The 24,364-nt window shown below is 71.3% G+C and carries 23 protein-coding genes; 19 read left to right on the forward strand and 4 right to left on the reverse strand.

From position 1 onward, the window contains the following. Window positions 1-51 precede the first annotated feature (51 nt). Genes ACRX5S_RS32475 through ACRX5S_RS32490 form a run of 4 tightly spaced genes read left to right on the forward strand, consistent with a single transcriptional unit; the run spans window position 52 to window position 7,180 of the window. Window positions 52-3,018, forward strand: a complete 2,967-nt coding sequence (locus ACRX5S_RS32475) for a lantibiotic dehydratase (protein ID WP_436776762.1) — start codon at window positions 52-54, stop codon at window positions 3,016-3,018. Next, the gene (locus tag ACRX5S_RS32480) at window positions 3,018-4,136 is read left to right on the forward strand and encodes a lanthionine synthetase C family protein (RefSeq protein WP_436776763.1); all 1,119 of its coding nucleotides are present in this window, start codon (window positions 3,018-3,020) and stop codon (window positions 4,134-4,136) included. Before ACRX5S_RS32475 ends, ACRX5S_RS32480 begins: the two co-directional genes overlap by 1 nt. 16 nt (window positions 4,137-4,152) lie before the next feature. Then, window positions 4,153-6,147, forward strand: a complete 1,995-nt coding sequence (fxlM, locus tag ACRX5S_RS32485) for a methyltransferase, FxLD system (RefSeq protein WP_436776764.1) — start codon at window positions 4,153-4,155, stop codon at window positions 6,145-6,147. Between the two features lie 7 nt (window positions 6,148-6,154). After that, entirely contained in the window at window positions 6,155-7,180 is a 1,026-nt protein-coding gene (locus tag ACRX5S_RS32490; RefSeq protein WP_436776765.1) for a hypothetical protein, read from the forward strand. 253 nt (window positions 7,181-7,433) lie between these two features. Here ACRX5S_RS32490 and ACRX5S_RS32495 read toward each other — a convergent pair whose 3' ends face one another. Both ACRX5S_RS32495 and ACRX5S_RS32500 read right to left on the reverse strand, forming a co-directional pair. Then, entirely contained in the window at window positions 7,434-7,655 is a 222-nt protein-coding gene (locus ACRX5S_RS32495) for a DUF397 domain-containing protein (RefSeq protein WP_436776766.1), read from the reverse strand. 2 nt (window positions 7,656-7,657) lie between these two features. Continuing rightward, entirely contained in the window at window positions 7,658-8,509 is an 852-nt protein-coding gene (locus ACRX5S_RS32500) for a helix-turn-helix domain-containing protein (RefSeq protein WP_436776767.1), read from the reverse strand. A 228-nt stretch (window positions 8,510-8,737) separates the two neighbouring features. On the opposite strand from ACRX5S_RS32500, the gene ACRX5S_RS32505 reads away from it, so the two are divergent. The 3 genes from ACRX5S_RS32505 (at window position 8,738) to ACRX5S_RS32515 (ending at window position 9,997) form a co-directional block, all read left to right on the forward strand. Then, the gene (locus ACRX5S_RS32505) at window positions 8,738-8,932 is read left to right on the forward strand and encodes a hypothetical protein (RefSeq protein WP_436776768.1); all 195 of its coding nucleotides are present in this window, start codon (window positions 8,738-8,740) and stop codon (window positions 8,930-8,932) included. After that, a complete protein-coding gene (locus ACRX5S_RS32510) occupies window positions 8,929-9,351 on the forward strand; it encodes a hypothetical protein (protein ID WP_436776769.1) in 423 nt (140 codons plus the stop codon). The genes ACRX5S_RS32505 and ACRX5S_RS32510 overlap by 4 nt, the downstream gene beginning before the upstream one ends. A 193-nt stretch (window positions 9,352-9,544) precedes the next feature. Further along, window positions 9,545-9,997 (forward strand): hypothetical protein, encoded by a 453-nt coding sequence (locus tag ACRX5S_RS32515; RefSeq protein ID WP_436776770.1) that lies wholly within the window; start codon window positions 9,545-9,547, stop codon window positions 9,995-9,997. Between the two features lie 398 nt (window positions 9,998-10,395). Here the strand turns inward: ACRX5S_RS32515 and ACRX5S_RS32520 are convergent, their stop codons facing one another. Both ACRX5S_RS32520 and ACRX5S_RS32525 read right to left on the reverse strand, forming a co-directional pair. After that, window positions 10,396-10,815: a prepilin peptidase gene (locus tag ACRX5S_RS32520; protein ID WP_436776771.1), complete on the reverse strand. Its 420-nt coding sequence runs from the start codon at window positions 10,813-10,815 to the stop codon at window positions 10,396-10,398. A gap of 192 nt (window positions 10,816-11,007) precedes the next feature. Continuing rightward, window positions 11,008-11,817: an MmyB family transcriptional regulator gene (locus tag ACRX5S_RS32525; RefSeq protein WP_436776772.1), complete on the reverse strand. Its 810-nt coding sequence runs from the start codon at window positions 11,815-11,817 to the stop codon at window positions 11,008-11,010. Window positions 11,818-12,412: 595 nt separating this feature from the next. Here ACRX5S_RS32525 and ACRX5S_RS32530 point away from each other — a divergent pair. The 12 genes from ACRX5S_RS32530 (at window position 12,413) to ACRX5S_RS32585 (ending at window position 23,812) form a co-directional block, all read left to right on the forward strand. Then, complete coding sequence (locus ACRX5S_RS32530) at window positions 12,413-12,793, forward strand: hypothetical protein (protein ID WP_436776773.1); 381 nt, start codon at window positions 12,413-12,415, stop codon at window positions 12,791-12,793. Between the two features lie 287 nt (window positions 12,794-13,080). Next, window positions 13,081-13,704 (forward strand): hypothetical protein, encoded by a 624-nt coding sequence (locus tag ACRX5S_RS32535; protein WP_436776774.1) that lies wholly within the window; start codon window positions 13,081-13,083, stop codon window positions 13,702-13,704. A 67-nt stretch (window positions 13,705-13,771) separates the two neighbouring features. Then, window positions 13,772-14,464 (forward strand): SAF domain-containing protein, encoded by a 693-nt coding sequence (locus ACRX5S_RS32540; RefSeq protein WP_436776775.1) that lies wholly within the window; start codon window positions 13,772-13,774, stop codon window positions 14,462-14,464. Window positions 14,465-14,781: 317 nt separating this feature from the next. Beyond that, window positions 14,782-15,321 carry a hypothetical protein gene (locus ACRX5S_RS32545; protein ID WP_436776776.1) on the forward strand — a complete coding sequence of 180 codons (540 nt, stop codon included), beginning with the start codon at window positions 14,782-14,784 and terminating at the stop codon, window positions 15,319-15,321. Then, entirely contained in the window at window positions 15,318-16,718 is a 1,401-nt protein-coding gene (locus tag ACRX5S_RS32550) for a CpaF family protein (RefSeq protein ID WP_436776777.1), read from the forward strand. Before ACRX5S_RS32545 ends, ACRX5S_RS32550 begins: the two co-directional genes overlap by 4 nt. Window positions 16,719-17,193: 475 nt before the next feature. Further along, a complete protein-coding gene (locus ACRX5S_RS32555) occupies window positions 17,194-17,730 on the forward strand; it encodes a type II secretion system F family protein (protein WP_436776778.1) in 537 nt (178 codons plus the stop codon). Beyond that, the gene (locus tag ACRX5S_RS32560; RefSeq protein ID WP_436776779.1) at window positions 17,727-18,632 is read left to right on the forward strand and encodes a type II secretion system F family protein; all 906 of its coding nucleotides are present in this window, start codon (window positions 17,727-17,729) and stop codon (window positions 18,630-18,632) included. Before ACRX5S_RS32555 ends, ACRX5S_RS32560 begins: the two co-directional genes overlap by 4 nt. Before the next feature lie 47 nt (window positions 18,633-18,679). Continuing rightward, a complete protein-coding gene (locus tag ACRX5S_RS32565) occupies window positions 18,680-18,874 on the forward strand; it encodes a hypothetical protein (protein ID WP_436776780.1) in 195 nt (64 codons plus the stop codon). Window positions 18,875-18,970: 96 nt separating this feature from the next. Beyond that, the gene (locus ACRX5S_RS32570) at window positions 18,971-19,315 is read left to right on the forward strand and encodes a TadE/TadG family type IV pilus assembly protein (protein WP_436776781.1); all 345 of its coding nucleotides are present in this window, start codon (window positions 18,971-18,973) and stop codon (window positions 19,313-19,315) included. Between the two features lie 107 nt (window positions 19,316-19,422). Continuing rightward, window positions 19,423-19,830 (forward strand): TadE/TadG family type IV pilus assembly protein, encoded by a 408-nt coding sequence (locus ACRX5S_RS32575; RefSeq protein ID WP_436776782.1) that lies wholly within the window; start codon window positions 19,423-19,425, stop codon window positions 19,828-19,830. An 89-nt stretch (window positions 19,831-19,919) separates the two neighbouring features. After that, window positions 19,920-20,354, forward strand: coding sequence for a TadE/TadG family type IV pilus assembly protein (locus tag ACRX5S_RS32580; protein WP_436776783.1), 435 nt, complete (start codon window positions 19,920-19,922; stop codon window positions 20,352-20,354). After that, window positions 20,351-23,812, forward strand: a complete 3,462-nt coding sequence (locus ACRX5S_RS32585) for a BTAD domain-containing putative transcriptional regulator (protein WP_436776784.1) — start codon at window positions 20,351-20,353, stop codon at window positions 23,810-23,812. Before ACRX5S_RS32580 ends, ACRX5S_RS32585 begins: the two co-directional genes overlap by 4 nt. Window positions 23,813-24,364 lie beyond the last annotated feature (552 nt).

The following is a 24,364-nucleotide window of genomic DNA, read 5'->3' on the forward strand; positions in this document are numbered from 1 at the left end:
CTTCGTCGAAGCGTCGAAGGCCACGCCAACCCCGGATCAGGGGGAATCAACATGTACCACTCCAGTGCTGCCGCGATGCTGCGCGCGCCCGCGGGCGTTCCCGAGCTGCCGCCTGTGGACCTGGTCGCCGGTGACCGCGCCTCCGTCCTTGCCTGGCTCCGCGCGGTTTGGGGCCGTGCCGACGTAGCCGAACCGCTGGCGCATGCCAGTGCGGCGTTGGCGGAGCGCGTCGGGGAACTGCACGACCGAAGCTCTGCCGAGTCCGTACGGCGTGCCACGCTCGCCACCAGCCGCTACCTGCTGCGTATGGGTGGCCGCTGTGCTCCGTTCGGCATGCTGGCCGGTGTCGCCCCGGTCGGGTTCGGTGACATGAAGCAGGCGCGCGGCGCCGGACATCGGGTACGGGCGCGGGCGTCCGCGCCGTGGCTGGCCGCGGTGGTGGAACGGCTGGAGGGATATCCCGAACTACTGGAACGGCTGCCCGTGGTGGCGAACTCGGTGCTGGTGGTGCGCGGCAACGACCTGGTGCTGCCCTACCAGGCGCAGCGCGACCCCGGCGCGGCCCGCGTGGCGGATGTGGTCCTCAGACACCGGAGGTCGGTGCGGGTCGCGGTGGAGACGGCGTCGGCGCCTATTCGTTTCGCGGACTTGCGCGACAAGCTCGCCGCGGACTTCCCGGTGCCCGTCGACCGGGTGACGTCGTTGCTGATGGAACTGGTGTCTCTGCGTGTCCTGGTCACCTCATTGCACGCGCCGTCCATCGTGGCCGACGCTCTCGGTCACGTCGTCGCCGAGCTGCACCATGTGGGCCTCAATGACGAAGTCGCAGTTTTGGCTGGAGCGTTGCAGGACATCCACGACCGGATGACCGCGCACAACCGGCTCCCGGGCCGGCGGCAGCGGGGCGACTTGGCCGCTCGGATGCGTGCGGTCTCCCACGGGGGCGGACATCCGCTGGCCCTTGACCTTCGTCATGACGCCCGTCTGACGCTGCCGACGGAAGTGCGGCGCGAGGTCGAGCACGCCGCCGGCTGGTTGACGCGGCTGTCCCGGTTCCCATTCGGGACCGCTGCCTGGCGGGACTATCACCGGCGGTTCTTCGAACGGTACGGGCAAGGCACGCTGGTGCCGCTCCTGGACGTCGTCTCCGACAGCGGAATCGGGTGGCCGGACGGGTACCCGGGAACCGACGCAGCCCCCCAGCCGCCGGTGTCGGACCGCGACCGCATCCTGCTCGCCCTGGTCCAGCACGCCACGGCCCGCGGTGACGCCGAAGTCGTGGTGACCACCGCACTGCTCGATGCCCTCGCCTCGGACGAAGTTCGACCGCCGCCGCATCTGGAGGTGGCGGTGCGGGTGCTGGCCGCCGATGAAGACGCTGTTGCGCGCAGCCGGTTCCGCGTCGAGGTGGTTGCCGTCAGTCGCGGCGTCGGGGTGCTCTCGGGACGCTTCCACGACCTTCTTGGCGTGGACCGCGTCGAGGTACCAGGCAACGACCCGGACACAGTGGCCGTCCAGCTCTCCTTTCCGCCGCTCGACTCCGCAACGGCGCATGTGGCCCGCGCTCTCCAGGTGTTGCCGCGCGTGGTCTCCCTCGGCGAGCACCCGGTCGACCGGGCAGTCCTCACGGCCGCCGACCTCGCGGTGGGCTGCGACGCCAAGCGCATGCTGCTCGCGGCCCCGGCATTGGGCGTCCGCGTCGAGGCCGCCGCCACGCACGCCCTCAGCCTGGCCCGGCACACACCTCCGCTGGCGCGCTTCATCGCCGAGATCGGTAGAGCCCACTGTGCCCAGGTCACGACGTTCGACTGGGGTGCGGCGGCCCACCTGCCATTCCTGCCACGGTTGCGCCGGGGACGTGTAGTCCTCAGCCCCGCGCGGTGGCGGATCACCGCCGAAGAACTCCCCGGATCGAACGAGCCCTTGGATGCCTGGAACGAGGCACTTGGCGCTTGGCGGACGCGCTATCGGGTGCCGGCGCGGGTGCGCCTGTCGGACACCGAGCTGCCCCTCGATCTCGATGACCCGAACCACCGAGTCCTGCTCCGCACCCACCTCACCGCCTCCGCGGACGCCGTCGTCACCGAGGCGGGCGACGAAGGCTGGTTCGGCGCCCATGAGATCGTCGTCCCCCTCACAGCCGCGGTGCCCCCCGCGTGGCCGACCGCACCCACGTCGACCCTCGCCTACGTCGCACACCCGGTGGACGAACTCCCCGGTGACAGCCGCGTCCTGCTCGCCTGCCTGTACGGGCACCGCGAACGGCAGGACAGCGTGTTGGTCGATCATGTGCCAGCGCTGCTGGACCGGCTTGTCGAGCAGCAGGGCACGGCACCGTGGTGGTTCACCCGCCACCGCGATCAGATCGGCCACCATCTGCGGCTGCGCGTCGCGCTCGCCAATCCGCTCGCGTTCGGCGAGACGGCCGGTGTCGTGTCCGGGTGGTTCCGCGAGCTGCACACGGCGGGTCTGCTCCACGAGATCACCTACGCCACCTCCCATCCGGAGACTGGGCGATGGGGCATCGGCGCCACTTATGTGGCGGCCGAGGAGGTGTTCCGCGCCGACTCCCAGGCCGTACTCACCCAACTCGGCAACACCTCCTGCGCCGACCCTCTCATGCTGGCCGCCGCTCACTCGGTGGCGATCGCCGCCGCGTTCACCGGCAGCATCGACGACGGCATGAGCCAACTCGCAAGCCACACCCCCGGCACGGCCGAGCGAAGAATTGCCCGCTTGCTTCACCAGGAAGCCATGGGGCTGTGCGACCCGGCCGACGACTGGGCTGCGCTCCGCGCCAGACCCGGCGGGACGCGTCTCGTCACTGCCTGGCGTGAGCGCGACAACGCCCTGGTCGCCTACCGGGAACGGGCAGAAGCTGGCGGCGGCGACACGAAAAGCGCGCTCGCGTCGCTCCTGCATGCCCACTTCCTGCGTGCTTGCGGCATCGATCCGGACGCCGAAGCCGTGGTGCGGCGCTTGGCCCGCGCTGCCGCCCTGCGGTGGGCTGCACGGTGATGGCGACGACCATCCCCCTGCTCATGCCCGAGAACGTTCCCCCGGACGTGGCCGGCCGTCCGTGGTGGCGGCAGTCCCTCGCCCACGGCGCCCCTGGTGTCGCCCTGCTGTACGTGGAACTGGCCGCCCGCGACGAAGCACCCCACTGTGTGGCCCACGCGTGGATCAGCCACATCACCCAGCACGAACTCACCCGCGGTCCGGACAGCCACCTCTACTATGGCGCACCTGCCCTCGCTCACGTCCTGGCGTGCTCGGGCCGGTACGCCGGGCCGCTCGGGGTACTCGACGATGCGATCCGCACCGACGTGAAGCGCCGACTCGTCGCCGCGCATGCCCGCATCGGCAGGGGCGCGCTGCCCACGCTGTCCGAGTTCGACGTCATCCGCGGACTCACCGGCCTGGGCGCGTACCTGTTGGACCGTGACCCCGGCGCGGCCCTTGAGATCCTCACGTACCTGGTGCGGCTCACCGAACCGGTCGACTGCCACGGGTGGGAACTGCCCGGCTGGTGGACCGCCTCAGGCCTGAACGGTCAGCCCGATACCAGATATCCGCACGGGCATGCCAACAACGGTGTTGCCCACGGCATCGGCGGGCCCCTGGCGCTGCTGGCCCACGCCACCCGACGCGGCCTGGCCGTCGACGGGCAACGGGACGCCATCCGCCGTGTCCTGGTCTGGCTCGACCGCTGGCGGGCCGACGATGTCTGGCCCTACATCGTCGATCTGAACAACCGACCAACGCCGCGGCCGCGCCAACGCACCTCGTGGTGCTACGGGAGCGCCGGCCTGGCCCGCGCACAGCAACTGGCCGCGCTCGCCCTCGGAGACATCGAACGGCAGCACGACGCCGAGGCCATCCTGCTCCGCACTCTCGCCACCCCGACCGGGATCACCGACGCGTCGCTGTGCCACGGCTACGCCGGTCTGGCCCACATCGCGCGGTGCGCCGCCGAGGACGCCCCCGATCCCACGGCGTTCCTCGCCCTGGTCCCCACGCTGCTGTCTCAGGCCGAACCGACCGGTCAGCCCTACGCGTTCCTGGAAGGCGACGTAGGAGTGCATCTCGCCCGTGAACCCGCCGCCACACCGTGGAGCACCTGTTTACTCGTTTGACCCTGGGAGGAACCCCGTGTGGCATCAGCACAACATCGACTTCCACAACGCAGACAGCGCGCGGCACCTAACCGTGCACGTCCTCGCTCCCGCACTGCGCAGCGCCACGGCCGGCGGCCTGCTGTCCGCCTGGTGGTTCATGAACAAATCCCCCTGGCGGCTGCGCTATCGCTCCCAGACGGCGTGCGGCATTCCCGACCTGCTCGACACGCTTGCAGTCGACGGCCTCATCACCGGCTGGTGCCACGGGGTGTACGAACCCGAGCCGACTGCATTTGGCGGCGCGGAGGCCATGCAGGCCGCGCATGAGCTGTTCCACGCCGACAGCCTGCACCTGCTTGCCTCGAAGCCTGCCGCGGTCGGGGCACGGGAAACGGCCGTGCTGCTGTGTTCGGCGATGATGCGCGGCGCCGGCCTGGACCTGTTCGAGCAGGCCGACGTGTGGGAACGAGTCGGCTACCTGCGTCCCGGCCCCGCACCGACCACTGCCCGGCACACCAAGGCGATACGCGTGCTCATGAACGCCCGGCCCGATGCGGTCGTTTCAGCCGATTGGGCGGCCGGGTTCACGACGCTCGGCGAAACCCTCGCCCAGCTCGCGCACACCGGCCGACTCACGCGCGGGCTCCGGGCGGTCCTGGCCCACCACGTCATCTTCCACGCCAACCGCGCCCGCCTGACCGCGCGCGACCAAGCCACCCTCGCGCACCTCGCCGCCACATCCGTCTTCCACTCCGACGAGGCCCCGCGGCCACCGACGACCGCCGCTCCGACACCCTTAAGGTCAACCGCTGTGACTACTCTCCATGAATCACCCAACACGCTGCGCAATGCCCTGGTGGACCATCTCATCGCCGACGGCACCCTGCGCACGCCGCGGATCGAGGCGGCCTTCCGCACCGTGCCGCGCCACGAATTCCTCCCCGGTGTACCGCTCGACGACGCGTACGCCGACGAAGCCGTCTACGTCAAGCACGACGCATCCGGGGTGCGGATCTCCGCAGCGTCCCAACCCGGGATCGTGGCGCTGATGCTCGAACAACTCGCCCCCCAGCCCGGCGACACGGTGTTCGAAGCCGGTGCCGGCACCGGCTACAACGCAGCCCTGCTCGGCGCCATCGTCGGCGCGGACGGCCGCGTCGTGACCGTCGACATCGACGACGACCTGGTGGCAGGCACCCGCGAACACCTCGCCGCGTCCGGCGCCAAGAACGTCGTCGCCGTCTGCGCGGACGGTGCCCTCGGCCATCCCGAACGCGCCCTCTATCACCGGGGCATCGCCACGGTCGGGGCCTTCGAAATGCAGGACGCCTGGTTGTCCGGCCTCAAACCCGGCGGGCGATTCGTCGCTCCGATCCGCCTGCGCGGCACCGCATCCCGGTCGATCGCCTTCGAACGCGACACGGACCGCGGTGACCGATGGGTGTCCGTCGACAGTCAACTCGCGGTGTTCATGCCCCTGCGCGGGGTCGGGGACGACGCTCGCACCTACGTCCCCATCGCCCCCGGCATCGTCCTCCAGGTCCACGGCGACCAGGACGTCCAGGTCACCGAGGGAGTCCTCGACAAGGAACGCCACCAGGTATGGACCGAAGTGCGGTACGCCGGCAACGAGTCCTTCGAATGGCTGGACCTGTGGCTGTCCTTGCGCGTCCCGAACTCCCTCATGCGCATGAACGTTGAGGACGACGGCCGCGCACTCGTCGAATCCGGCGTCCTCGCCCCAATGTTCGGCTGGGGCGCGATGGCCACCACCGACGGCGACGACCTCGCCTACCTCACCCTGCGGCCCGTCGAGACCCCGGAAGGACGGCGGTACGAGGTCGGTGTCATCGGCCACGGATCCGCCACACTCACCCACCAGGTCGCCGACGAAATCCGCCTGTGGAACAAGGACTACCGGGACCGCACCGTCCGTATCGAGATCCCCGACCACCCCGAGACACCGACGGCCGACCGGTTCGTCCTGCCCCGCAAGCACCACCCGATGACCGTCGTATGGGAGCGCTGACCCGACGATGACCCCCGAGACAGCCCGCCGGTTCCCGCTCGTCGCCCGGCAACGCCCGGTCTGCGGCCCCGTACGCGAGCGCGCCGCCGGGCTGTCTCGGCTCGCCGCCCAGGCCCACCGCACCGGCGATACCACCCTGGCCTCCGCCGTCCTCAACCAAGCCGCCTTGTACGCCTCCGACATGGGCCGCCCGGACCTGGCTCGCGACTGGTCGGTGCGGCATGCCCAGGCGCACCTGCGGCACTGCCCTGTGCCCAATGCCCGACTACCGCTGGAGCCGGTCGTCAACCTGGTACGGCTGCGCATCCGCAAAGGCGAGGGCATCGGCCTGCTTGACCCCCTGTACGACGCCGTCAGTCGCGGGCGGGCCACGCGAGTCGAGGGCGTCGTCATCCCAGCCGACCTCACCCTCGACCATGCCGACGCACGCACGTGGCTGTGGACAGTCCTGCTAACTGACGGCACGCGCGCATACACCGCCGCCGGCCGGTGGGACGACGCCTACCGCCACCTGGTCCGCCACCGCGGAATCGGCGCGCGAATGCTGGATGGCCGTCAGGTCGCCATCATCGCCCTCGCCCTTGGCGGCGACATCGAAGGCGCCCTCGAACTCCTTGACGCCACCGTTCCTGGGGACGACACCGAAGCTGCCGTGGCCGCGTGCCTGACGGCATTGTGCCGAGGCAGCGAGCACGATCTCGACCAACTCGGCAACATCTACAGCAGACTTGCCCCGATGCCCGGCCTCGCCGTCTTCCATACCAAGCTGGGCTTGGCCGCGCTTGACGTTCTCGGTGACCATCCCGCCGCGTACGACATCACAGCCCAGTTCCAGTCCATAACCGACGCTCGCGCCGCCGAGGAGGTATTGGCCGCAGGATTTCGGTTCGACCGACTCCTGGGCGTCGTCGAGGCCGGTGGAATCGGCAACGGCAGCATCGATCCAGCGGCCCACGAGGCTGTCTCGCAGGCCGAAGCCGTGATCTCACGTACGGCGTCGGTGCATCGATCACTCTGTCCCGGAGGCGGCTGACTGGCGTGCCCGACCGTGCACGCCCGCAGCGACGATCGGGTCGGCGAGGTCGGGCAGGTCTTAGGTATCGCCCGGCGACCGTGGCGCGCCATCGTGCACGACGGTCATGCCTGGAACGCACCGTTGTTTCTGTGTCCTGGGCCAGGGGGCTGGGTTGCTGAGATGTCAGCATCGCCACGGACCAGGAACACCGGCTGGAGCTACTGTCGGAACCGCGAACAAATCCAGCGATCGAGGCTGGTAGCCAGGCTGACTATGCGAACTCGCCTCGATCAACCGCGTTGCGGAAGGCGGCGACCTCGTCGGCGTCGAAGCACAGGTGGCCGCGCTCGGGGTTGCGGCTGTCGCGGACGGCGATTCCTCCGTCTGGGAGGCTCGTCCACTCAACGCAGCTGCTGCCGTTGTTGGACGCGCTGGACACAGTCCATGCCGCGGCACTGAGATCGATCGCGTAGAGGTCTTCCTTGCGGTCCACTGCTATGCCCGTTCCTTGAGGATGCTGCTGATCAGCGCAAGAGACTGCGACGCGGACAGAGCGACGCCCCGGAGCTTCCGGAGCTGGCGTTCGACTTCGGTGACGTCTCTGGCTGTGTCTCGCATGATCTCACCGAGCATGGTCGAGAGGAAGACGACGCTGCTGGAGTCCTCGTCGTCGAAGGTCAAGAGAGTGGCCCCGCTGCCGTGCGCAGCGACCTCTCCAGCGGAGAACGGCAGTACCCGCAGTTCGACTGCCGGGAGTTCCGCGGCCTCCAACAGATGGGCGAGTTGGTTGCGCATCACGTCGTCGCCTCCGACGTTGAGGCGCAGGGTCGTCTCCGTGATGTAGTTGATGGAGCGGACGGGCTTGTCGCGGGTGAGCACGCGCTGGCGCTTGACCCGGACTTCGGCGGCAGCCTCCGCCTTCTGTACGGCTGATGCGGAGCTGTTGCCGAGGCCTACGGCCCGCGCGTACTCGAATGTCTGGAGCAGGCCGGGAACAACCGTCGGGTGGTAGGTGAACTCTTCCGTCGCCTCATCCTCAAAGGCAATGAACTCCGCGTACACGCGGTCGAGTTGGTAGGAACGCCACCACTCCGGCGTCTCGGCGGACAGGCCTATGGCGGTGGGATCGGCGTCCTCGTCACGGGCTGCGCTGTATAGCTCCATCAGACGCTGAAGGTCGTTCTGGGTGGCGGCGAGTTTGCCGTTCTCGATGCGGCTCAGGCGGCTCTTGTTGACGCCCGCCGTATCCACGTCGTTGAGCGTGAGCCCACAGGTCTCACGCATCTTGCGAAGCGCCTTGCCCAGGTGGCGTCGTTGGACCACCGAGTCGGTCTGCCTGTCGTCCACGAGTCGCCTCTTCCCTCTGCGCGTGCCCCCGCTGCCCCCAGCGTACGCCGAGGTTTCAGCAGACGAACCTTCAATGATGAACTCGAAGGATTCACTGGAGGTTTCATGAAACCACGTGGTAAACCAGTACCGCGATCGACGGCAACAACCTTGGGGCCACCGCGCCATGCGGTGCCGCGCCACAACCAAAGGGGGTGCAAGCGGATGAACGCCGAACCCAATGCACAGGTGACACGCCACCAAGTCCCGGTCATCGGCCAGGTCGTGGACACGATCCACGGGAGGCAGCAGGTCATGGATGTCCTCGACGGCTTCCCGCACGAGGCGCCCACCATGTACTTCCGACCGGAGCACGGCGGCAGGGAATGGTGCGTGACCATTGCGCGGCTCGACACCGTCTTACGGACGGCGGCGCCGTCGTGACCGGGCTATTTCTCCCTGACGGATCACTCCGCCACTCGTCCGCGGATGCGCCGCAGGTCGAATGGCGGCGGCTCGTGGTGAACGAGCCGTTCCACGTCGCGGTCATCCCGGACCCGGTCAGGGTCGTTCTGACGCAGAGGTTCGTGGACGAATCAGGCGAAGTCCGCGAACAAGTTCAGGTGTTCGGTGACGCGCGTGCGGTCGTCACCGCGATCGCGGTGAACGACTACATGGCCTCGGTGCGCGGCCGAATCGCATCGGACCTGTCCGACATCGTGATCGCGCTGGGCGTACCCGAGGCCGAACTGGAGCACCTGGTCGAGTCGATCTCCCAGCAGTGGCACAGGGATGCGCTGCCTGTCGTGGCGACCCACGACACACACGGGAGGGACGCGTGCCATGAACCGCAGGGTGATTGACTGCCACGGGCGTGCAGTCGAACTGTCTGATTCCGCGCCGTACCGCGCTTCCCGGGCAAGCGGGCGCTCGGCGTCTGAGACAGGGCGCGAGACACCCAGCGGCGTTCGCCTGGCGGAGGGCGACCTGGTGCGGCTGGCAGCGAACTCGCTGCCGGCAGGGGCTCATCGGGCAGAAGCGGCTCGGGCGAGGCTCGTGGCGCGATTCGCCCGAGCGGTGCCGCAGATGGTGATCGTCGCCGACACGGGCAGGTCCCGCCCGCTGGTGCGCCCCGTGCCGGCACTGGAAGCGTACGGGGGACCGTGCTTCTCCGCGTTGCGAGCACGGGTGGGGACGAGCCTGCCGCACCGATTACGGGTCTTCGTGCTGTCGACGCGGTACGGCCTGATCGGAGCGAACGAGCGACTCCGGACCTACGACCCCCTCCGGCGCGTCCCGGACGACGGACTCCAGGCGCGACTACGGCGCACGCTGTACCCATATCTCGCGGCATGCCCGGTCAAGGAGTTGCTGCTCCTGATGCCGACGCACTACCTCGACGTACTGCCGCGCGTGACCGGCCACGTTGGGGAGGTGCACACGATCGTGAAACCGGTGCGGTGCTGGCCAGAGGCTGAGGCCTTCCTCGATCGATGGGGATGGCCGTGACTCGCATACATATGGACGCCGACCGTCTTCCGAAGACGCGTGCAGCCGGGAGAGGCTCCGTGGCCAACTCCCTTCTATGTTTGATAGCTCGTCTGACAGCCGTGGTCATCCGCCGGAGGCGGCGCGGTCGACACCGGGCGGGTCAACGCCCGAACCCACATCCGGTGAAGGACACTTTCGGCGCACCCGGTGATCCGCCCACGGCTGAATTTCGGGCGCTGCCACAAGACCCGGCTCCCGCGTTGGTGCGGCCGTATATCCACGCACATGAACAGCGCGTCAATGAGCGTCGGGTGCAGCAGCGAATGAAGCTACGGTCGGCGGTGCACGGGGCGATCGGGCCCGACAGGAACCACGAGTGGGTGGTGCCAAGGTGACACCGTCGAGGTGCGGTTCGCTCATGTGGGCGGCGCTGTCAGGGCGGCGCTGAGCGCGCCCGCCAGGAGGAACGGTCCCATCGTGATCGTCGTCCGAGACTGGGTGCGGCACAACTTCGCGGCACAGGTCCGTGCCGCACCCACACACGCCGCAAGTATGAAGCCGTACAGGATCGCAATCCCTGGCGTCGTCCAGCTGTCGGGCCCGAGGACGAGGCCGATGACCGCGACGAGTTTGGTGTCCCCGCCGCCGAACTGCCCGGTGGCGATGGTGAGTACCGCACCCGCGGTGAGCAGCACCAGCGACGCGGCGACCGCGCGGACGAGCGCGGCAGGAGTTGCGTGCGTCACCGCGGCGGCGGCGATCACGCACAGCGCCCCCGCGTAGGTGACGGTCAAGTCCCGGTTGAGGAGCCGTTGTTCGGTGAGGTCGCTGTGCATCAGCCGCGGGGACGCGGCGGCAAGGACGAGCGGGGCGGCGTGATCGATTTCAGCGCCGCGCCGTTCGACGAGAACCGCGATAGCCGCCCAGGCTGTCGCGGTGCATACGGCGGCGAGTGCCGCCGCATTTCCGCGGGGTCGACTTTGTCGGGCCGGCTGCTTCGCGTGCGTTGCGAACTCCCGGGACACGGCCTACGCCCGAGGGTGGAGGTCCGACGTTCCTGTGTGGGGCAGTCCGGTGTGTAGGAACGTGCCGTCGTCCCATTCGGTGCGGGTCCAGGCCAGGTCTTGGGCTGAGCGTTCACGCCTGAGATGACAGACGAGCGTGACGCTGCGGTCGGCGCGGGCCCGCTCGTGACGCCAGAGGCGTTCGGCCTCAGGTATCTCGCGCAGTCGGTTGACGACGTCGTTGAGCGGCTTGTCGTCGTGGTAGGCGATGGCTGCTGCCTTCAAACGTGCGACGGAGGCGCGGCGAAGCGCATCGATGCCGTGGACGCTGCGGGCTGCTTCTGCGGTGAAGGCCCACAGGAAGAGGTTGGTTCCGTCGAGGGGGGTGCAGTCGGCGTCACCGAAGAGGTCCTCTGCTTGGCTGTTGTAGGCGAGGACTGTGGCGACGTGGTCGGTGATCATGGCGGGGTGGGGTGCGGAGGCGCGCGCGAGCACCCAGTGGGCCTGCCCAGCGGCTGTCGGCGGTCGGCGGGGTGTGGCGGGTCGGTTTTCGGTGGCGAGGAAGTACAGGTCGGCGCGCATGGCTTCGTCCATGAGCAGCGCGTCGGCGACTGCGTCCAGGGTTTCGGGGCGAGGGGTGTGGGAGCCGCCTCTTTCAAGCTGCGAATAGCCGCCGACGCTCAGCCGCGCGAGCATGGCCGTCTCCTCGATGCTCAGCCCGTGGGATCGGCTGTGAGGCCTCGGGGGCAGTCCGACAGAAGCGGCATTCAACTCATGACGGCGACTCTTCAGTAGTTGACGAAGGCTTGCCTTGCGAAGGTCCTCACTGGACATCTCCACCCCCGGTAGAGAGGCGGGCCGGTGCGCGTGAACGGCACGAAGGCGTGCCCTAGCCGCGTCGGCCCAGGCTTCGGGCTGCGGTCGGACGCTTGTCGGCGTACCCGCGTCGAGCGACGCCGGTCGGACGACTGCGTACTGGCGGATCACCTGGCCGGTTCGCAACCGATACTGCCACTACAGGCACATCCGTAGCCAACAGTTCGGGTGCAGGTAGCCAAGATACCCACAACACCGGTGACTTCCGGACAGGCCAACAACAGGTCACCATGGGCAAGTACGTCTCGCGCGGCAGCAATCTCGGGCAATGCCAAGGTACTTAGCTGCACGCGAGCGGAACGGGGGAAGGATGGGCGGCATGCGTCGGAGCGTTCCCGGTGCCGTGTGTGGGGCGGCTCTTGCCTTGTTGCTGATGGGCGGCTGCACCGACACGGACTCCGATGAGGACGCGGCGTCAATGTCCCCAAGCAGCCCACCGAGTGCCGCTACGTTCCCTGTTCCGCCAACGCTTGCTCCGACCTCTGCGCCGCTGACACCGCCGTCCTCCGCCGCACCGTCGACGTCGGTAGGGACGGCGCCGCAGGACGCCGCTTTGGAGGCGTACAAGCAGATGATGGCGGCGATGGTGCAGGCGTCGTCGACGTCGGACCCGGACTTCCCGCTGCTCGCGAAGTACGCGACGGGCGAAGCTCTGGTGAGCTTGCGGTATTCGCTCCAGGCCAATCAACAAAAGGGGTTCGTGGGAAAGGGTCCGATGCGGATGGCCCCAAGGGTCGAATCGGTGTCCCCGGACAGCCTCTTGGTTCGTATCTCGGATTGCCTGGATGACAGTGAGTGGCTTCGATACCGGCAGGACGGATCCCCCGCTGGCGGCGCCCCCGGAGGACGGCGCAGCACGACTGCCGAGGTGATCCCCGTGAATGGTGCCTGGAAGGTCTCCGTACTCCGCGTATCGGCGACCGGGACATGCTAAAGGCCGGGATGCACCAGTTCGGTACCTGCCTCGGCATGGCCTTGGTCATGTGGATGGCGGCCGGTGGCATCGCCTACTCCGATGAGGGCCCCACCGACCCTGGGTCGGGTTCTGTGACCTGCCAAGCAGCGGAGTGCGAGGTCGTAGCCGTGGGCCAGGGGGACGGCGGAAACGGCGGCGCCCCGTCGAACCGGCCGGTGACCGGCCGGGGACCCACTCCGGGTGAGTCCGCACAACAGGGCTTGTGGTCGGACCTGGAATTCCTCACCGGACTCTACAAGCAGGGAATGAGCGCCCAGCAGATCGCTGACACCTACGGCCGCGCACCGCTCTACGTCGATCCGGAGACAGGCGAGCCCATAGCGATGTTGGGCAGTCGCGAGGACCAAGGAGCGGACACTGCCAGCGGCGCTGCTCCGCCTGCGTCTCCGCCGAGTCCCGCGCAGTTGGCGCAGGTTGCGGTGTCCCGTCTGGTGCTGCCGACCCCGTCGGTGGGGACGTCGCCGTCCGGGGATCAGGTCGTCTCGGTGCCGACGTGGTTGTGGGTGGAGGCGTCTTCGTGGGGGTCCGTGTCGGCGACGGCCGCCGTGCCGGGTGTGTCGGTGACGGCTACGGCGGTTCCCGTATCCGCGGTGTGGTCGATGGGGAACGGCGACGCAGTGACGTGCGCGGGGCCCGGGACGCCGTACGGGCCGGGGTCTGATCCGGCGTCGGGTTCGCCGGACTGCGGTTACACCTATGCGCGTTCGTCCGCGGGCCAGCCTGCTGAACGGTTCGCGGTCACGGTGACGGTGACCTGGCGGGTGTCGTGGTCGGGCGGGGGCCAGTCGGGGGTGGTGGACGGGATGTCGACGCAGGCAATGGCGGGCTTGCGGGTTCGCGAGGTGCAGGCCGTCGTGGTGGCGTCCTGAGCTGACGACCCCGAGTTGCAGCGTTGTCGGCGTGCCGTGGGTTCGACAAGTGACGAGGGAGCGGGCGGTGGCTGTGTCGGATGCGCGGACGGTGCGGAACGGTGCCGGGGCGTGGTCGGGTGCGCCGGCACCGGGCGCGGTGCCGGGGAAGCGTCGGCGTGTTCGTGCGGTGCGAGTGTGGGCGGGGCTGTTTGTCGCGGTGGTGTGTGCCGGGTTGTTTGTGGTGGCCGCGCGGGGGACGGACGATCGGCGTGCGGTGCTGGTGGTCGCGCAGCGGGTCGAGGCGGGGCAGGTCGTGCAGCGCGCGGATCTTCGCGAGACCGAACTTCGGGGCGGACCTGTGTCGGGTGTGGTGCCGGTGTCGTCGGTGGACGAGGTTGTGGGGCGGGTGGCGGTGGTGCCGCTGGTGCCCGGGTCGCTGCTGTCGCGCGACCAGGTAGGCGAGGCTGCCGGGTTCCCGCAGGCGGGCCAGGCGTTGGTGGCGGTGTCGGTGAAGGACGGCGGTGCTCCGCCCGGCTTGGCCGCAGGGCAGCACGTCGCGGTACTGGCCGGTCCGGGGCAGGGAGCGGCGATGCAGAAGAGTGTTGGGGCGTCGACGTCGGCGGAGGGTGTCGTGGTTGCGGTGCGGGCCGCTTCCGATGCCACGGGTGGGGGGTCCGTGGTCACGCTGCTGGTGGACGCGGACTCGGGGTCGAGGGTGGCGGTGCTGTTGGATCCGCGGCTGGTGGTCCGCAGTCCGGTGGGGGTTGGTGCCGGGTGAGTCCGCCGGTTGTGGTGGTCGGGTCGGTGAAGGGGGCGCCGGGGGTGACGGTGTCGGCGTTGGCGCTGACGGCGGCGTGGCCGGGCCGGGAGGGCGGTGTGGGGCCGCTGTTGGTGGAGGCGGACGGCTCGGGTGGGTCGGTGGCGGCGTGGTGCGACGCGTCGCCGTGGGACGCCGGGACGGGCCTGGTGGGGCTGGCTGCGGGGTCCCGGCACGGCGGACCGGCGGGGTCGGGGGCGGTCGAACCGGCTGCGTACGGGTCGGTGGTGGGGTGCGGGATACGGGTGGTCCGCGCACCGGCGGCCGGACCGCAGGCGGTGGCCGCTTTGGAGGTCTTGGCGGCGTCGCGGTTCGCGGTGCTGCACGCGAGCGCAGCGGACGTCGTCGTCGTTGACGCCGGTCGTCTGGAAGGACCGCACATCGGTGCGCTGCTGGCGGCGGCGGATGTGTTCGTGCTGGTGGCGCGGGGCGGGGTGGATGCGATGGGGCATGTGGCGGGTCGGATCGAGGAGTTGCGGGCGCGGGTGCCGGTGGTGGATCTGCTGGTGGTCGGGCCGTCGCCGTACCGCCCGGCGGAAGTCGAGGATGCCTTCGGGGTCGGGCGGGTCCATGCGTGGCCGTGGGATCCGACCGGGGTACGTGAGCTGGTGTCGAAGGGACCTGGGCGGGGGTGGCGCCGCCGTCCCTTGATGGGGGCAGCACAGACGCTCGCGGAGGACCTGCGACAGCGCGCAGACGCCAGCCGACAAAGTCCGGCCTACTGGCCGGCCGAGCCTGCGATGCCGCTCGTGCCTGGGACGCCCCCGCCTCCCGAGGTGTTTCGCGGGGTGCTCCGCGATGCCGGAGGTACGCCGTGAGGCCTCGGGCGCCCGGTTTCAACGGGGCTTCCCCGGACCCGTCCGCGTTCGGCGCCGCGCCGGTGGGTTCCGCGGGTTCACCTGCGGCAGCGGACGAGCTGGCGGTCCGGCTGCGCGGCGAGGTCGGCGGGCGGTTGTCGGCGTACGCGGCCCAGTTGGAGGGTGCGGGCCTGCCGCCGATGTCCGGCCAGCAGCGGCGTGAGGTCGCCGAGCGTCTGTTGACGGAGGCGTGGCGGGCGGAGACCGGTCGGCGGCTGTCGGCCGGGCCGGGGGTGTGGGACGCGGCCACGGAAGAGCTGGTCTCGCGCACGGTGCTGGACGGCTTGTTCGGTCTCGGCGGGCTCCAGGGGCTGCTGGACGACCCGAGCGTGGAGAACGTCCATGTCAACGGCTGCGACCGGGTGTTCGTCCGGTACGCGGACGGCCGCCAGGAGCAGGTTCCGCCGGTGGCGGGGTCGGACGCGGAACTGGTCGAGCTGGTCCGGACCGTCGCGGCGAAGGCGGGGCAGGAGGAGCGCCGTTTCGATCGTGCTGTGCCCCGGCTGAACGTGCAACTCGCGGACGGTTCGCGGCTTTTCGCGGTGATGGCGGTCGCCGGCCGGGTGTCGGTGTCCGTCCGGCGGCACCGCTACCTGAGCGTCACCCTCAAGGACTTGGTGCGTCTGGGGGTGTGCGACGAGCCGTTGGCTGCGTTCCTTGGGGCGTTGGTGCGGGCCCGGCGGAACGTCATCGTCGCCGGAGGTACGAACGTCGGCAAGACCACCGTGTTGCGGGCGCTGGCCTCCGCTATTGCGCCGCGTGAACGTCTGGTGACGATCGAGGACACCTTCGAACTGGGCCTGGACCGCGACCCGGTGGCGCATCCGAACGTCGTGGCGATGCAGGCCCGCGAGGCGAACCTGGAGGGCGTCGGCGCGGTCGATCAGGCCGAGTTGGTGCGGTGGGGCCTGCGGATGGGTCCGGACCGGGTGATCGTCGGGGAGATCCGCGGCGCGGAGGTCGTGCCGATGTGCAATGCGATGTCCCAGGGCAACGACGGCAGCATGTCGACGCTGCACTCCTCGACGTCGCGCGGCGTGTTCACCAAACTCGCCGCCTATGCGGCCCAGTCGCCGGAGCGGCTGTCGCTGGAGGCGACCAGCCTCCTGGTCGCGTCGGCGGTGCACTTTGTCGTGCACATCGCGTGGGCGTCCGACGGGCGGCGGGTCGTCTCCTCGGTGCGTGAGGTCGTCGACGCGGACGGGCCGCAGGTCGTCTCCAACGAGGTGTACCGGCCCGGCGGTGACCGTCGGGCGGTACCGGCGACCGCGCCGCGTGCGGAGACCATGGACGACCTGGTCGCCGCCGGCCTGGACCCCGGCGTCTTCCACCGCGCCCGCTGGGGCGGTGCCCCGTGAACGGCCCGACCGCGGCCCTGCTGGGCCTGGGGTGCGGCGGCGGCATCGTCGTCGCCGTCTCGGGATTCCTGCCGCATCGAACGAAGGGTTCCGGAGCGTCTGTTGCCGATGACCGGATTGCCGCAGCGATCTCCCGACTCGGTGCCCGGGTGCGTGGGTTGTCGCTGCGGCGCCTGCTGGGCGTCGTCGTGTGTGCGGCGGGGGTCGGGGTGTTGACCGGGTGGCCGGTGGCCGCGGTGCTGGCGGTAGCTGCCGGGTGGGCGCTGCCGGCGCTGGTGCGGCCGGATCGAGCGGCGCGGGCGCGGACGGAGCGGATCGAGGCGGTGGCGGTGTGGGCGGAGATGCTCCGTGACACCCTCGCGGCGGCGGCCGGTTTGCAACAGGCGATCCGCGCGACCGCGGACGTCGCCCCGCCGGCTCTGGAGATGGAGATCCGCGCGCTCGCGGTTCGGGTGGCGGGGGGGGNGCGGCCGGTTTGCAACAGGCGATCCGCGCGACCGCGGACGTCGCCCCGCCGGCTCTGGAGATGGAGATCCGCGCGCTCGCGGTTCGGGTGGCGCGCGGCGACCGGCTGCCGGACGCGCTGCGGGCGTTCGCCGACGACGTCGACGACCCGATCGCCGACCTCGTGGTCGCCGCGCTGCTGCTGGCCGCGGAACGCCAGGGCGGGCAACTCGCCGACCTGCTGGGTTCGTTGGCGACCGCGACCCGTGAGCAGGTCACCGTGCGGCTGAAGGCGGACGCGGACCGCGCGGGGGTACGCACCTCGGTCCGTGTGGTGGTCGTGGTGACCCTCACGATGGCGTTCGGGCTGCTCCTGTTCGACCGCGACTACCTCGCCCCCTACGGCACCGCGGAAGGCCAGCTCGTCCTCGCCGTGGTAGGGGCGCTGTTCGCGGCGGCGTTCTGGTGGATGACGAGACTCGCCGACGACAAGCCGCCCGTCCGGATCCTGCGTCCCCCGACCGCGGACGCGGAACTCCAGCCGACCGCAGGAGGGTGGGACCGATGAACCCCCTGCTCGCGGCACTGCTCGGCATTGGCACAGCACTTGGGCTACTCCTGGCCGCGTTCGGGTTCTTCCCGCCGCGTGTGCCGCTGGTCGTCGCGCTCGCCGCGCTGCACCCCGCCCCGGAACCACCCGTGCCGCTCACTCCCGCCCAGGAGGGCGGGTGGGCGTCGCGGTTCGGACGCCGCCTGTCCCCGGCGGTCGCGGCGTGCGGGCTGCCGCTGCCCGCCGTGCGCCGCGACCTGCGCGTCCTGGGGCGCAGCGTCGCCGTCCACCGCGCCGAACAGGCGACCAGCGCCCTGTTCGGGCTGCTCCTGCCGCCGCTGCTCCTCGTCGCGCTTGCGTGGCTCGCGGGCGGCAGCCCGGGCGTGGTGTGGCCGGTGGGGGCGGGGCTGGTCTGCGCGGCGGGATTCGCGTTCGTCCCCGACCTGAACGTCCGCGCCGAAGCCCGAGCCCGCCGCGAGGAGATGCGGCACACTCTGGCGGCGTTCTGCGACCTCGCCGTTGTCGCGTTGTCCGGTGGCGCCGGTGTCGAGCAGGCTCTCGGCGATGCCGCGGCCACCCTGGACAGCCACGCCGCACACAACCTGCGGCGTGCGCTCGCGACGGCGGAACTCACGCGCGTCCCACCCTGGGGACCGCTTCGGCAGCTCGGCGAGGAGAGCGACGTCGCCGAGCTGCGTGAGCTGGCGGCGACGGTCGCCCTCGCGGGGAACGAGGGCGCGCGAGTCCGCGCGTCGCTGGCCGCGAAGGCGTCCGCGCTGCGGACCCGGCAGCTCGCCGACGCCCAGGGGGCGGCAGGGCAGGCCACCGAGCGGATGTCCCTTCCGCTGGTGGTGCTGTTCGCCGGGTTCCTGGTCTTCCTCGGCTACCCCGCTCTCGCCCACGTCCTCGACGCCCTGTGAAAGGTCCACGCACACGTTCGATTCTGCCTTGGAAGGAGGCGGTTCGGATGTTCCCCGACATTCAGCCCCTGACCGCAAGCATACGCCAACTACGAGCCCGGATAAGGGAGTTGGTGCGCGACGAGCGCGGCTACTCCACGGAGACGGTGCTGGTGACCGCGCTGCTGGTGGCGCTCGCGATCGCGGTCATCGGCATCATCGCGCTCAAGGTCACCAACAAAGCCAACTCCATCGGCCTGTGAGCGGCCATGGCCGCCTCCACACAGGATCGCTGCACACGGCGAGGCGTACTCGGCCGCCTACGGGCCGTCAGGGCTGATGAACGCGGGGCGGTATCGGTGCAGTTGGTCGTGCTGGTCCCCGCCCTGATGCTGATCATCCTGACCATCGTCCAGTACGCCCTGGTGCAGCACGCCCACCACATCGCGCAGTCCGCCGCCTCCCGAGCGCTCGCCGCCGCCCGCGTCCAAACCGGCACTGCCGCGGACGGCGACGCCCGCGCCCGGCAAGTCCTCGCCGCGATCAGCGGGCGTGTGCTCACCGACCCGAAGGTCACCGTGACCTGGACGACCGACCGGGTACGGGTCGTGATCACCGGCACCGTGATCGCGGTCGTGCCGGGCACGACACTGCGGGTCCGAGCCGTCGCCGCCGGCCCGGTGGACACCTGGACCACCCCATGACTCGGCGCGTGCCGAGCCGCCGCCCCAGGTGCGGCCGTCGCCGCTTCTCCCGGACTGCGCACACGTGTCGGCGGACGTGCGCTGCACGGGCGCGGCTTGCCGGGGCGGTGCGTGATGAGCGCGGCTCGGCGACGGTCGAACTCGTGCTCCTGGTCCCACTGCTGGTGCTCATCCTGCTGTTCGTGGTCGCGGTCGGCCGGTTCGCGTCCGCACGCGGGCTCGTCGACGACGCGGCCCACCAGGCGGCCCGCGCCGCGTCACTCACCCGCAACGCGCCCGCCGCCGAACAGGCCGCCTACGACGCGGCGCACACCGCACTCTCGGGTGCCGGGGTGACCTGCACGAGCCTCGCGGTCACCGTGAACACCCAGGAGTTCACACCCGGCGGGCGGGTGCGCGTGGCGGTGTCGTGCACGGTCTCGCTCGCAGAGATGAGCGCCCTGGGCCTGCCCGGCCACCGCACCCTCCACGGAAGTGCAACCAGCGTCGTCGACACACACCGGGGAACGCAGTGAACCCCCGCCAGCGGCAGGCGGATTGCGCCTCTCGCCGACCGAAGTACCCGGCCCGGCCGCGGACTCCACGCACCCGCTGGGCAACGAGCGTGCTGCGCCTGCGCCGGGACGAGCGGGGCCAGGTGACCGCGTTCGTCGCCGTGCTCACGGCGGGGCTGCTGCTGGTGGCGGGGCTGGTGTTCGACGGCGGGACAGCGCTCGCGGCCAAGACGCGGGCCTTGGACCAGGCGCAGGAGGCCGCCCGCGCCGGCGCACAGCAGCTGAACCCGGTGTGGGTGCACGGCGGGACAGGTCCGCTGCTGGACCCGGTCCGTGCGCGATCCGCCGCGCAGGCGTGGTTGGCCGCCGCAAGTGCCACCGGCACCGTGGGCGTCGCCGGGGACGAGGTGACCGTGACGGTGACGGGTACCACCCGCACGCACCTGCTGCACCTGGCGGGAATCGGGGAGATCACCGTGTCCGCGACCGCAACGGCCCGCGCCGAACCCGGAGTGACCCGCCCCGACGCGAGGAGCGGGCCATGACCCCGCCAAGTACCACTCCAAGCGCCGGGGCGGCCCGTACCGCGGTACGCCTCCGCACGCGGCGAGGCACCCGCGCCCTCGTGCGACTCGCCCGCGCGGCAGGCGCGTTCGTCCGCGTCGTGCTCGCAGTGGGACTGCTCGGCGGCGCGGTTGCCGGGGTGCCGTACACGTTGCACCGCTTCTCGCCGGATCCGTGGCCGGAGCACCGCCGGTCCTGGGACGAGATCCGCGACGCGCTGCTCGCCCCGACTACCGACCAGGTCATCCTCGACGTCCTCGCCGCCGTCGGCTGGGTCGCGTGGGCCGGGTTCGTCCTGAGCCTCCTCGCCGAACTCGGCTGGTACCTGCGGAACTTCCGCGCGCTGCTGCGCGACGCCTCCACCCATCGGGCACACCAGCACCAGGCGGGGGTGTTGCGGGCCCCGGCGGCGTGGCTGGCCGGGCTGCTCATCATCGCGCTGGTCGCGATGACGCGCGCCGCGCACACCACCGTGGCCGTCGCCGACCGGCAGCCTGTTCCGGTACGTCCGGCTGCCGTGGCCGCTGCGGTCGCCCCAGTCGAGCCCCCGCCCGCACCGACGCCCCGGCCAACGCCCATGGCCGACGTCCGGGCGGGCGGAACAACGCACGCCGCCGCGGAGCCTGCTCCGGGCGGGTACACCTCCTACACCGTCCAGCCCGGCGACACCCTGTGGGACATCGCCGCCGCCGAACTCGGCGACCCGATCCGCTGGCCGCAGATCTACACCCTGTCCCGCAACCTCGCCCAGCCCGACGGCGCCCGGCTGACCGATCCCGACAAGATCCACCCCGGCTGGGTCCTACGCCTACCCGCCGACATCCCGCCCGCGGCCCAGCCCCCGCAACCGCCCCCGCCTCCGGGTCCGCCCCCGGCGGAGGCCCCCGAGAACCCGCCCGTGTCGCCGCCTGCGTCACCACCGTCGGTCCCGCCGCCCGCCCCGGCGTCCCCGGGACCGCAGGCCCCCAGCGCGCCCGACACGCCCTCGCCCGAGGACACGCCGAAATTCCCAGAACCGGCTGCTCCACCAACGCCGTTCGCCCCGCCTCCCACCCCGACCCGCGACGCCGCCACACCTCCGACGGCACCCGGACCCGGCCAGGACCGCGGCCCTGGGCGGCCCGCGTTGGACGCACCCGTCGTCGGCCTGCTGGGGGCGACGCTGGCCGCCGGGATCGGCGCGGCGATGCTGTGGACGCGCCGCCACCGACGCCGCGCGAACCCCCACGTCACCCCCGTGCGCCCGGCACTGCCGCCGGTGCTGTCCCTAGCGCACCGGACCCGCCACCGCGCCGAACCCGACGCCGGTCCGCCCGCCGAGACCGCGGAAGGCGCCTCTGCGGCAAGTGTGTTCGCAGCGGAGCCGTTCGCGCGGCGGCGTCCGCGGCTGTGCGCGCCGCTGCCCGTAGGGACGGCGGCGTTCGCGGTACGCGGCGACACGGAGATCCCGCTCGACGCGGTCGCGGCCGGGCACGGCATCGGCCTGACCGGACCCGGAGCCGACGGTGCCGCCCGCGCGGTCGTGGCGGCAGTGCTGAGCGACCACGAGCGCGCCCGCCCCGCCCCGGGCACGCTGACGCTGCTGATCGCCGACGCGGACGCCGCCACGCTCCTCGGCTCCGAACGCGACCCGGGCACTGTGGCCAGCCTCCCGCAGGTGCGTCAACTCCCCGATACGGAAGCGTGCTTGGCCGCCGCCGAACACCACCTCCTGGCCGCGGCCCGCCACACCGACGCGGGCACGGGGCCGGACGTCGGCGCGGCGCCGACGCCCATCCCAGTGCCGCGCCAGCGGCTGGTGCTGGTCACCCGCGCGGCGCCACAGCACCGGGCCCGCCTCGCCGGGATCGCCGCTGCGGGTGCTGCTGACAGTCCCGAACAACCCGCGGTGGTGGTCGTGGTGCTCGGCGCGTGGCCGGTGGCCTGCCATGTCGACGCCGACGGCGCCGCCACCGCCCCCGCGCACCCACGCTCCGGACTCCTCGACGGGGCCCGGGTACTGCACCTGTCCGCCGAGGCGTTCGGCGACCTGGCCGACGAACTCGCCGCCGCCCACGGCCGGGCACCGCACCCCGCACCCGTCCTCCCGCCGCCACGGGCCGACGACTCGGTATGGGGAGACGACCCCTGGGGCGCCGATCCGGACGGCGCGACCGCGTGGACGTCTCCCGCCTCGGCGCCCGGCGACACCGCCGGCCAGGGCATCCCGTACGACACCCACCCCCAGGGGCACGAGGACGAGGACACCGTCGACGCCGCCGTCCTCGCGCAGCGCCGCCGCCCCGTCCCGGCACCCGAGCCCCGAACGCCCCCGCTGGGTCCGCACCTTGCGCCCTCGCGCCGCGTCTGCGTCGACCCGATCCCACCATCGCCCGGCGGCCTTACCGCGCCCGTAGAGTCCGCCGACCACGGCACGACCGAGACGGAGAACACCCCGTCCGGCACGACCCCGCACGGTCCGGTGCCACGCAGCGCCGTCAGGCCAGGCCAGGCCAGTGCACCGCTCGCCGCGCTCGTCGTGGACGCACCGTCCGGCGCCGTCCCCGCCGTCCCCGCACCGCTCATCGACGCGGATGCCGCCCCGGCCCCGACACCACGTCCCCTGCCGACCCCGGACCCATCCCCGGCGGCCCCGGCCCACGACGGGTCGAAGGCGCAGCCCGCCCCCTCGCCCGGCCCAGCGGTGGTCGTGCACGTCCTGGGACCGTTGCGCATCGACGTGGGCCGCACCGAAACGAACTCCGTCGGCACACGGATGCACGGGCACACCCGCGAGTTCCTCGCCCTGCTCGCCGCGCACCCCGACGGGATCCGCGGCGAACGGATCGCCGACCTCCTCGAACTGGCCAACCCAGCCGTTGATCCGCGCGAGATGGCCAACCAGCTGTACAACTTGCGGCGCGGTGTCCGCCGACTGCTGCGCGACGCCTCCGGCCTGCCCCGCGGCGCGTTCGTCACCGCCGCCGGCGACCGCTACCTCCTCAACCCCGACCTGGTCGCCACGGACCTGGCGGCCTTCGCCGACGCCCTCGACTGGGCGGCCCGCACCGGCGACGAGGACGCGCGCGCCGATGCGTGGGAGGAGGCACTCGGCCTCTACACCGGCGACCTGCTCGACGGGGCCGACTACCCCTGGGCCGACGAACTGCGCGAACACCTCAAGCTCCGCGCCGTCGACACCGCCGCCCGCCTCGCCGACCACCACACCGGGCACAGTCACACCGACCGCGCGCTCGCCCTGCTCGACTGGGCCGCCGACCGCGACCCGTACAACGAGGCGCTCTACCAGCGCACCCTGCGCCTGCAACTGGCCGCCGGCCGCGACGACGCCGCCCGTCGCACCTACGACCGCCTCGTCGCCCGCCTGACCGAACTCGACGCCGAGCCCGCCCCGGCCACCCGCGCCCTCCTCCCGCTGGGCGACCCGCCCGCGCCCTGACCCCGGCCCGACGGGCAAACCGCACATGGAAGCCCGCTGCCGCCCTCCTGACTGACAGGAAGGGCTTGCACTTGGCGTGTCGAGCGCTGGGTGAATCGGTCGACGACGTCGCGGGACACCGCGATTGCCGGTTGGGCCTCCCGTTGGTACTCCCGTCAGCCCTCCCGTCTGGGCTCCCGCTGAGACGGGAGGTCCCCCTGCCCCGCATCTGCCCAGGCCAACGGCCGATTTGCCGGTAGGGGAGTGGAGACGACTGGATATGGAGTCCCGTACGTGCCCCCTCAATCCACATCCGGCGACCGGCCCCCGCCGGCGTGTGTCGTCTGCCGGTGTCCCGGTTCCGTTCGGTACGGCCCTCGCCTCCTGTTGACTCCCTCTACGTTCTTCCGCTCCTTCCCCCTTGCGTTCCTCCTCGTCCTCCTCGTTCCGTGCCTCTGCCCCTGGCGCCTGCCGCCCAAGGCGTCGGCAGTACATGATCACGAGTACATGACCGCCAGGCCTTGATCACGAGGGGCATGATCAGGCGCGGGCGAGGCGAGGCACGGCGGCCCG

Origin of the sequence: Yinghuangia sp. YIM S09857 (assembly GCF_051388915.1) — a bacterium.
Classification (GTDB): Bacteria; Actinomycetota; Actinomycetes; order Streptomycetales; family Streptomycetaceae; genus Yinghuangia.

Coding starts and splice junctions, on each gene's coding strand:
- ACRX5S_RS32520 (WP_436776771.1), bottom strand. CDS start 10,815: ATGCACAGCGACCTCACCGAACAACGGCTCCTCAACCGGGACTTGACC.
- ACRX5S_RS32535 (WP_436776774.1), top strand. CDS start 13,081: ATGAGCGCCCAGCAGATCGCTGACACCTACGGCCGCGCACCGCTCTAC.
- ACRX5S_RS32525 (WP_436776772.1), bottom strand. CDS start 11,817: ATGTCCAGTGAGGACCTTCGCAAGGCAAGCCTTCGTCAACTACTGAAG.
- ACRX5S_RS32480 (WP_436776763.1), top strand. CDS start 3,018: ATGGCGACGACCATCCCCCTGCTCATGCCCGAGAACGTTCCCCCGGAC.
- ACRX5S_RS32565 (WP_436776780.1), top strand. CDS start 18,680: ATGTTCCCCGACATTCAGCCCCTGACCGCAAGCATACGCCAACTACGA.
- ACRX5S_RS32560 (WP_436776779.1), top strand. CDS start 17,727: ATGAACCCCCTGCTCGCGGCACTGCTCGGCATTGGCACAGCACTTGGG.
- ACRX5S_RS32475 (WP_436776762.1), top strand. CDS start 52: ATGTACCACTCCAGTGCTGCCGCGATGCTGCGCGCGCCCGCGGGCGTT.
- ACRX5S_RS32585 (WP_436776784.1), top strand. CDS start 20,351: ATGACCCCGCCAAGTACCACTCCAAGCGCCGGGGCGGCCCGTACCGCG.
- ACRX5S_RS32490 (WP_436776765.1), top strand. CDS start 6,155: ATGACCCCCGAGACAGCCCGCCGGTTCCCGCTCGTCGCCCGGCAACGC.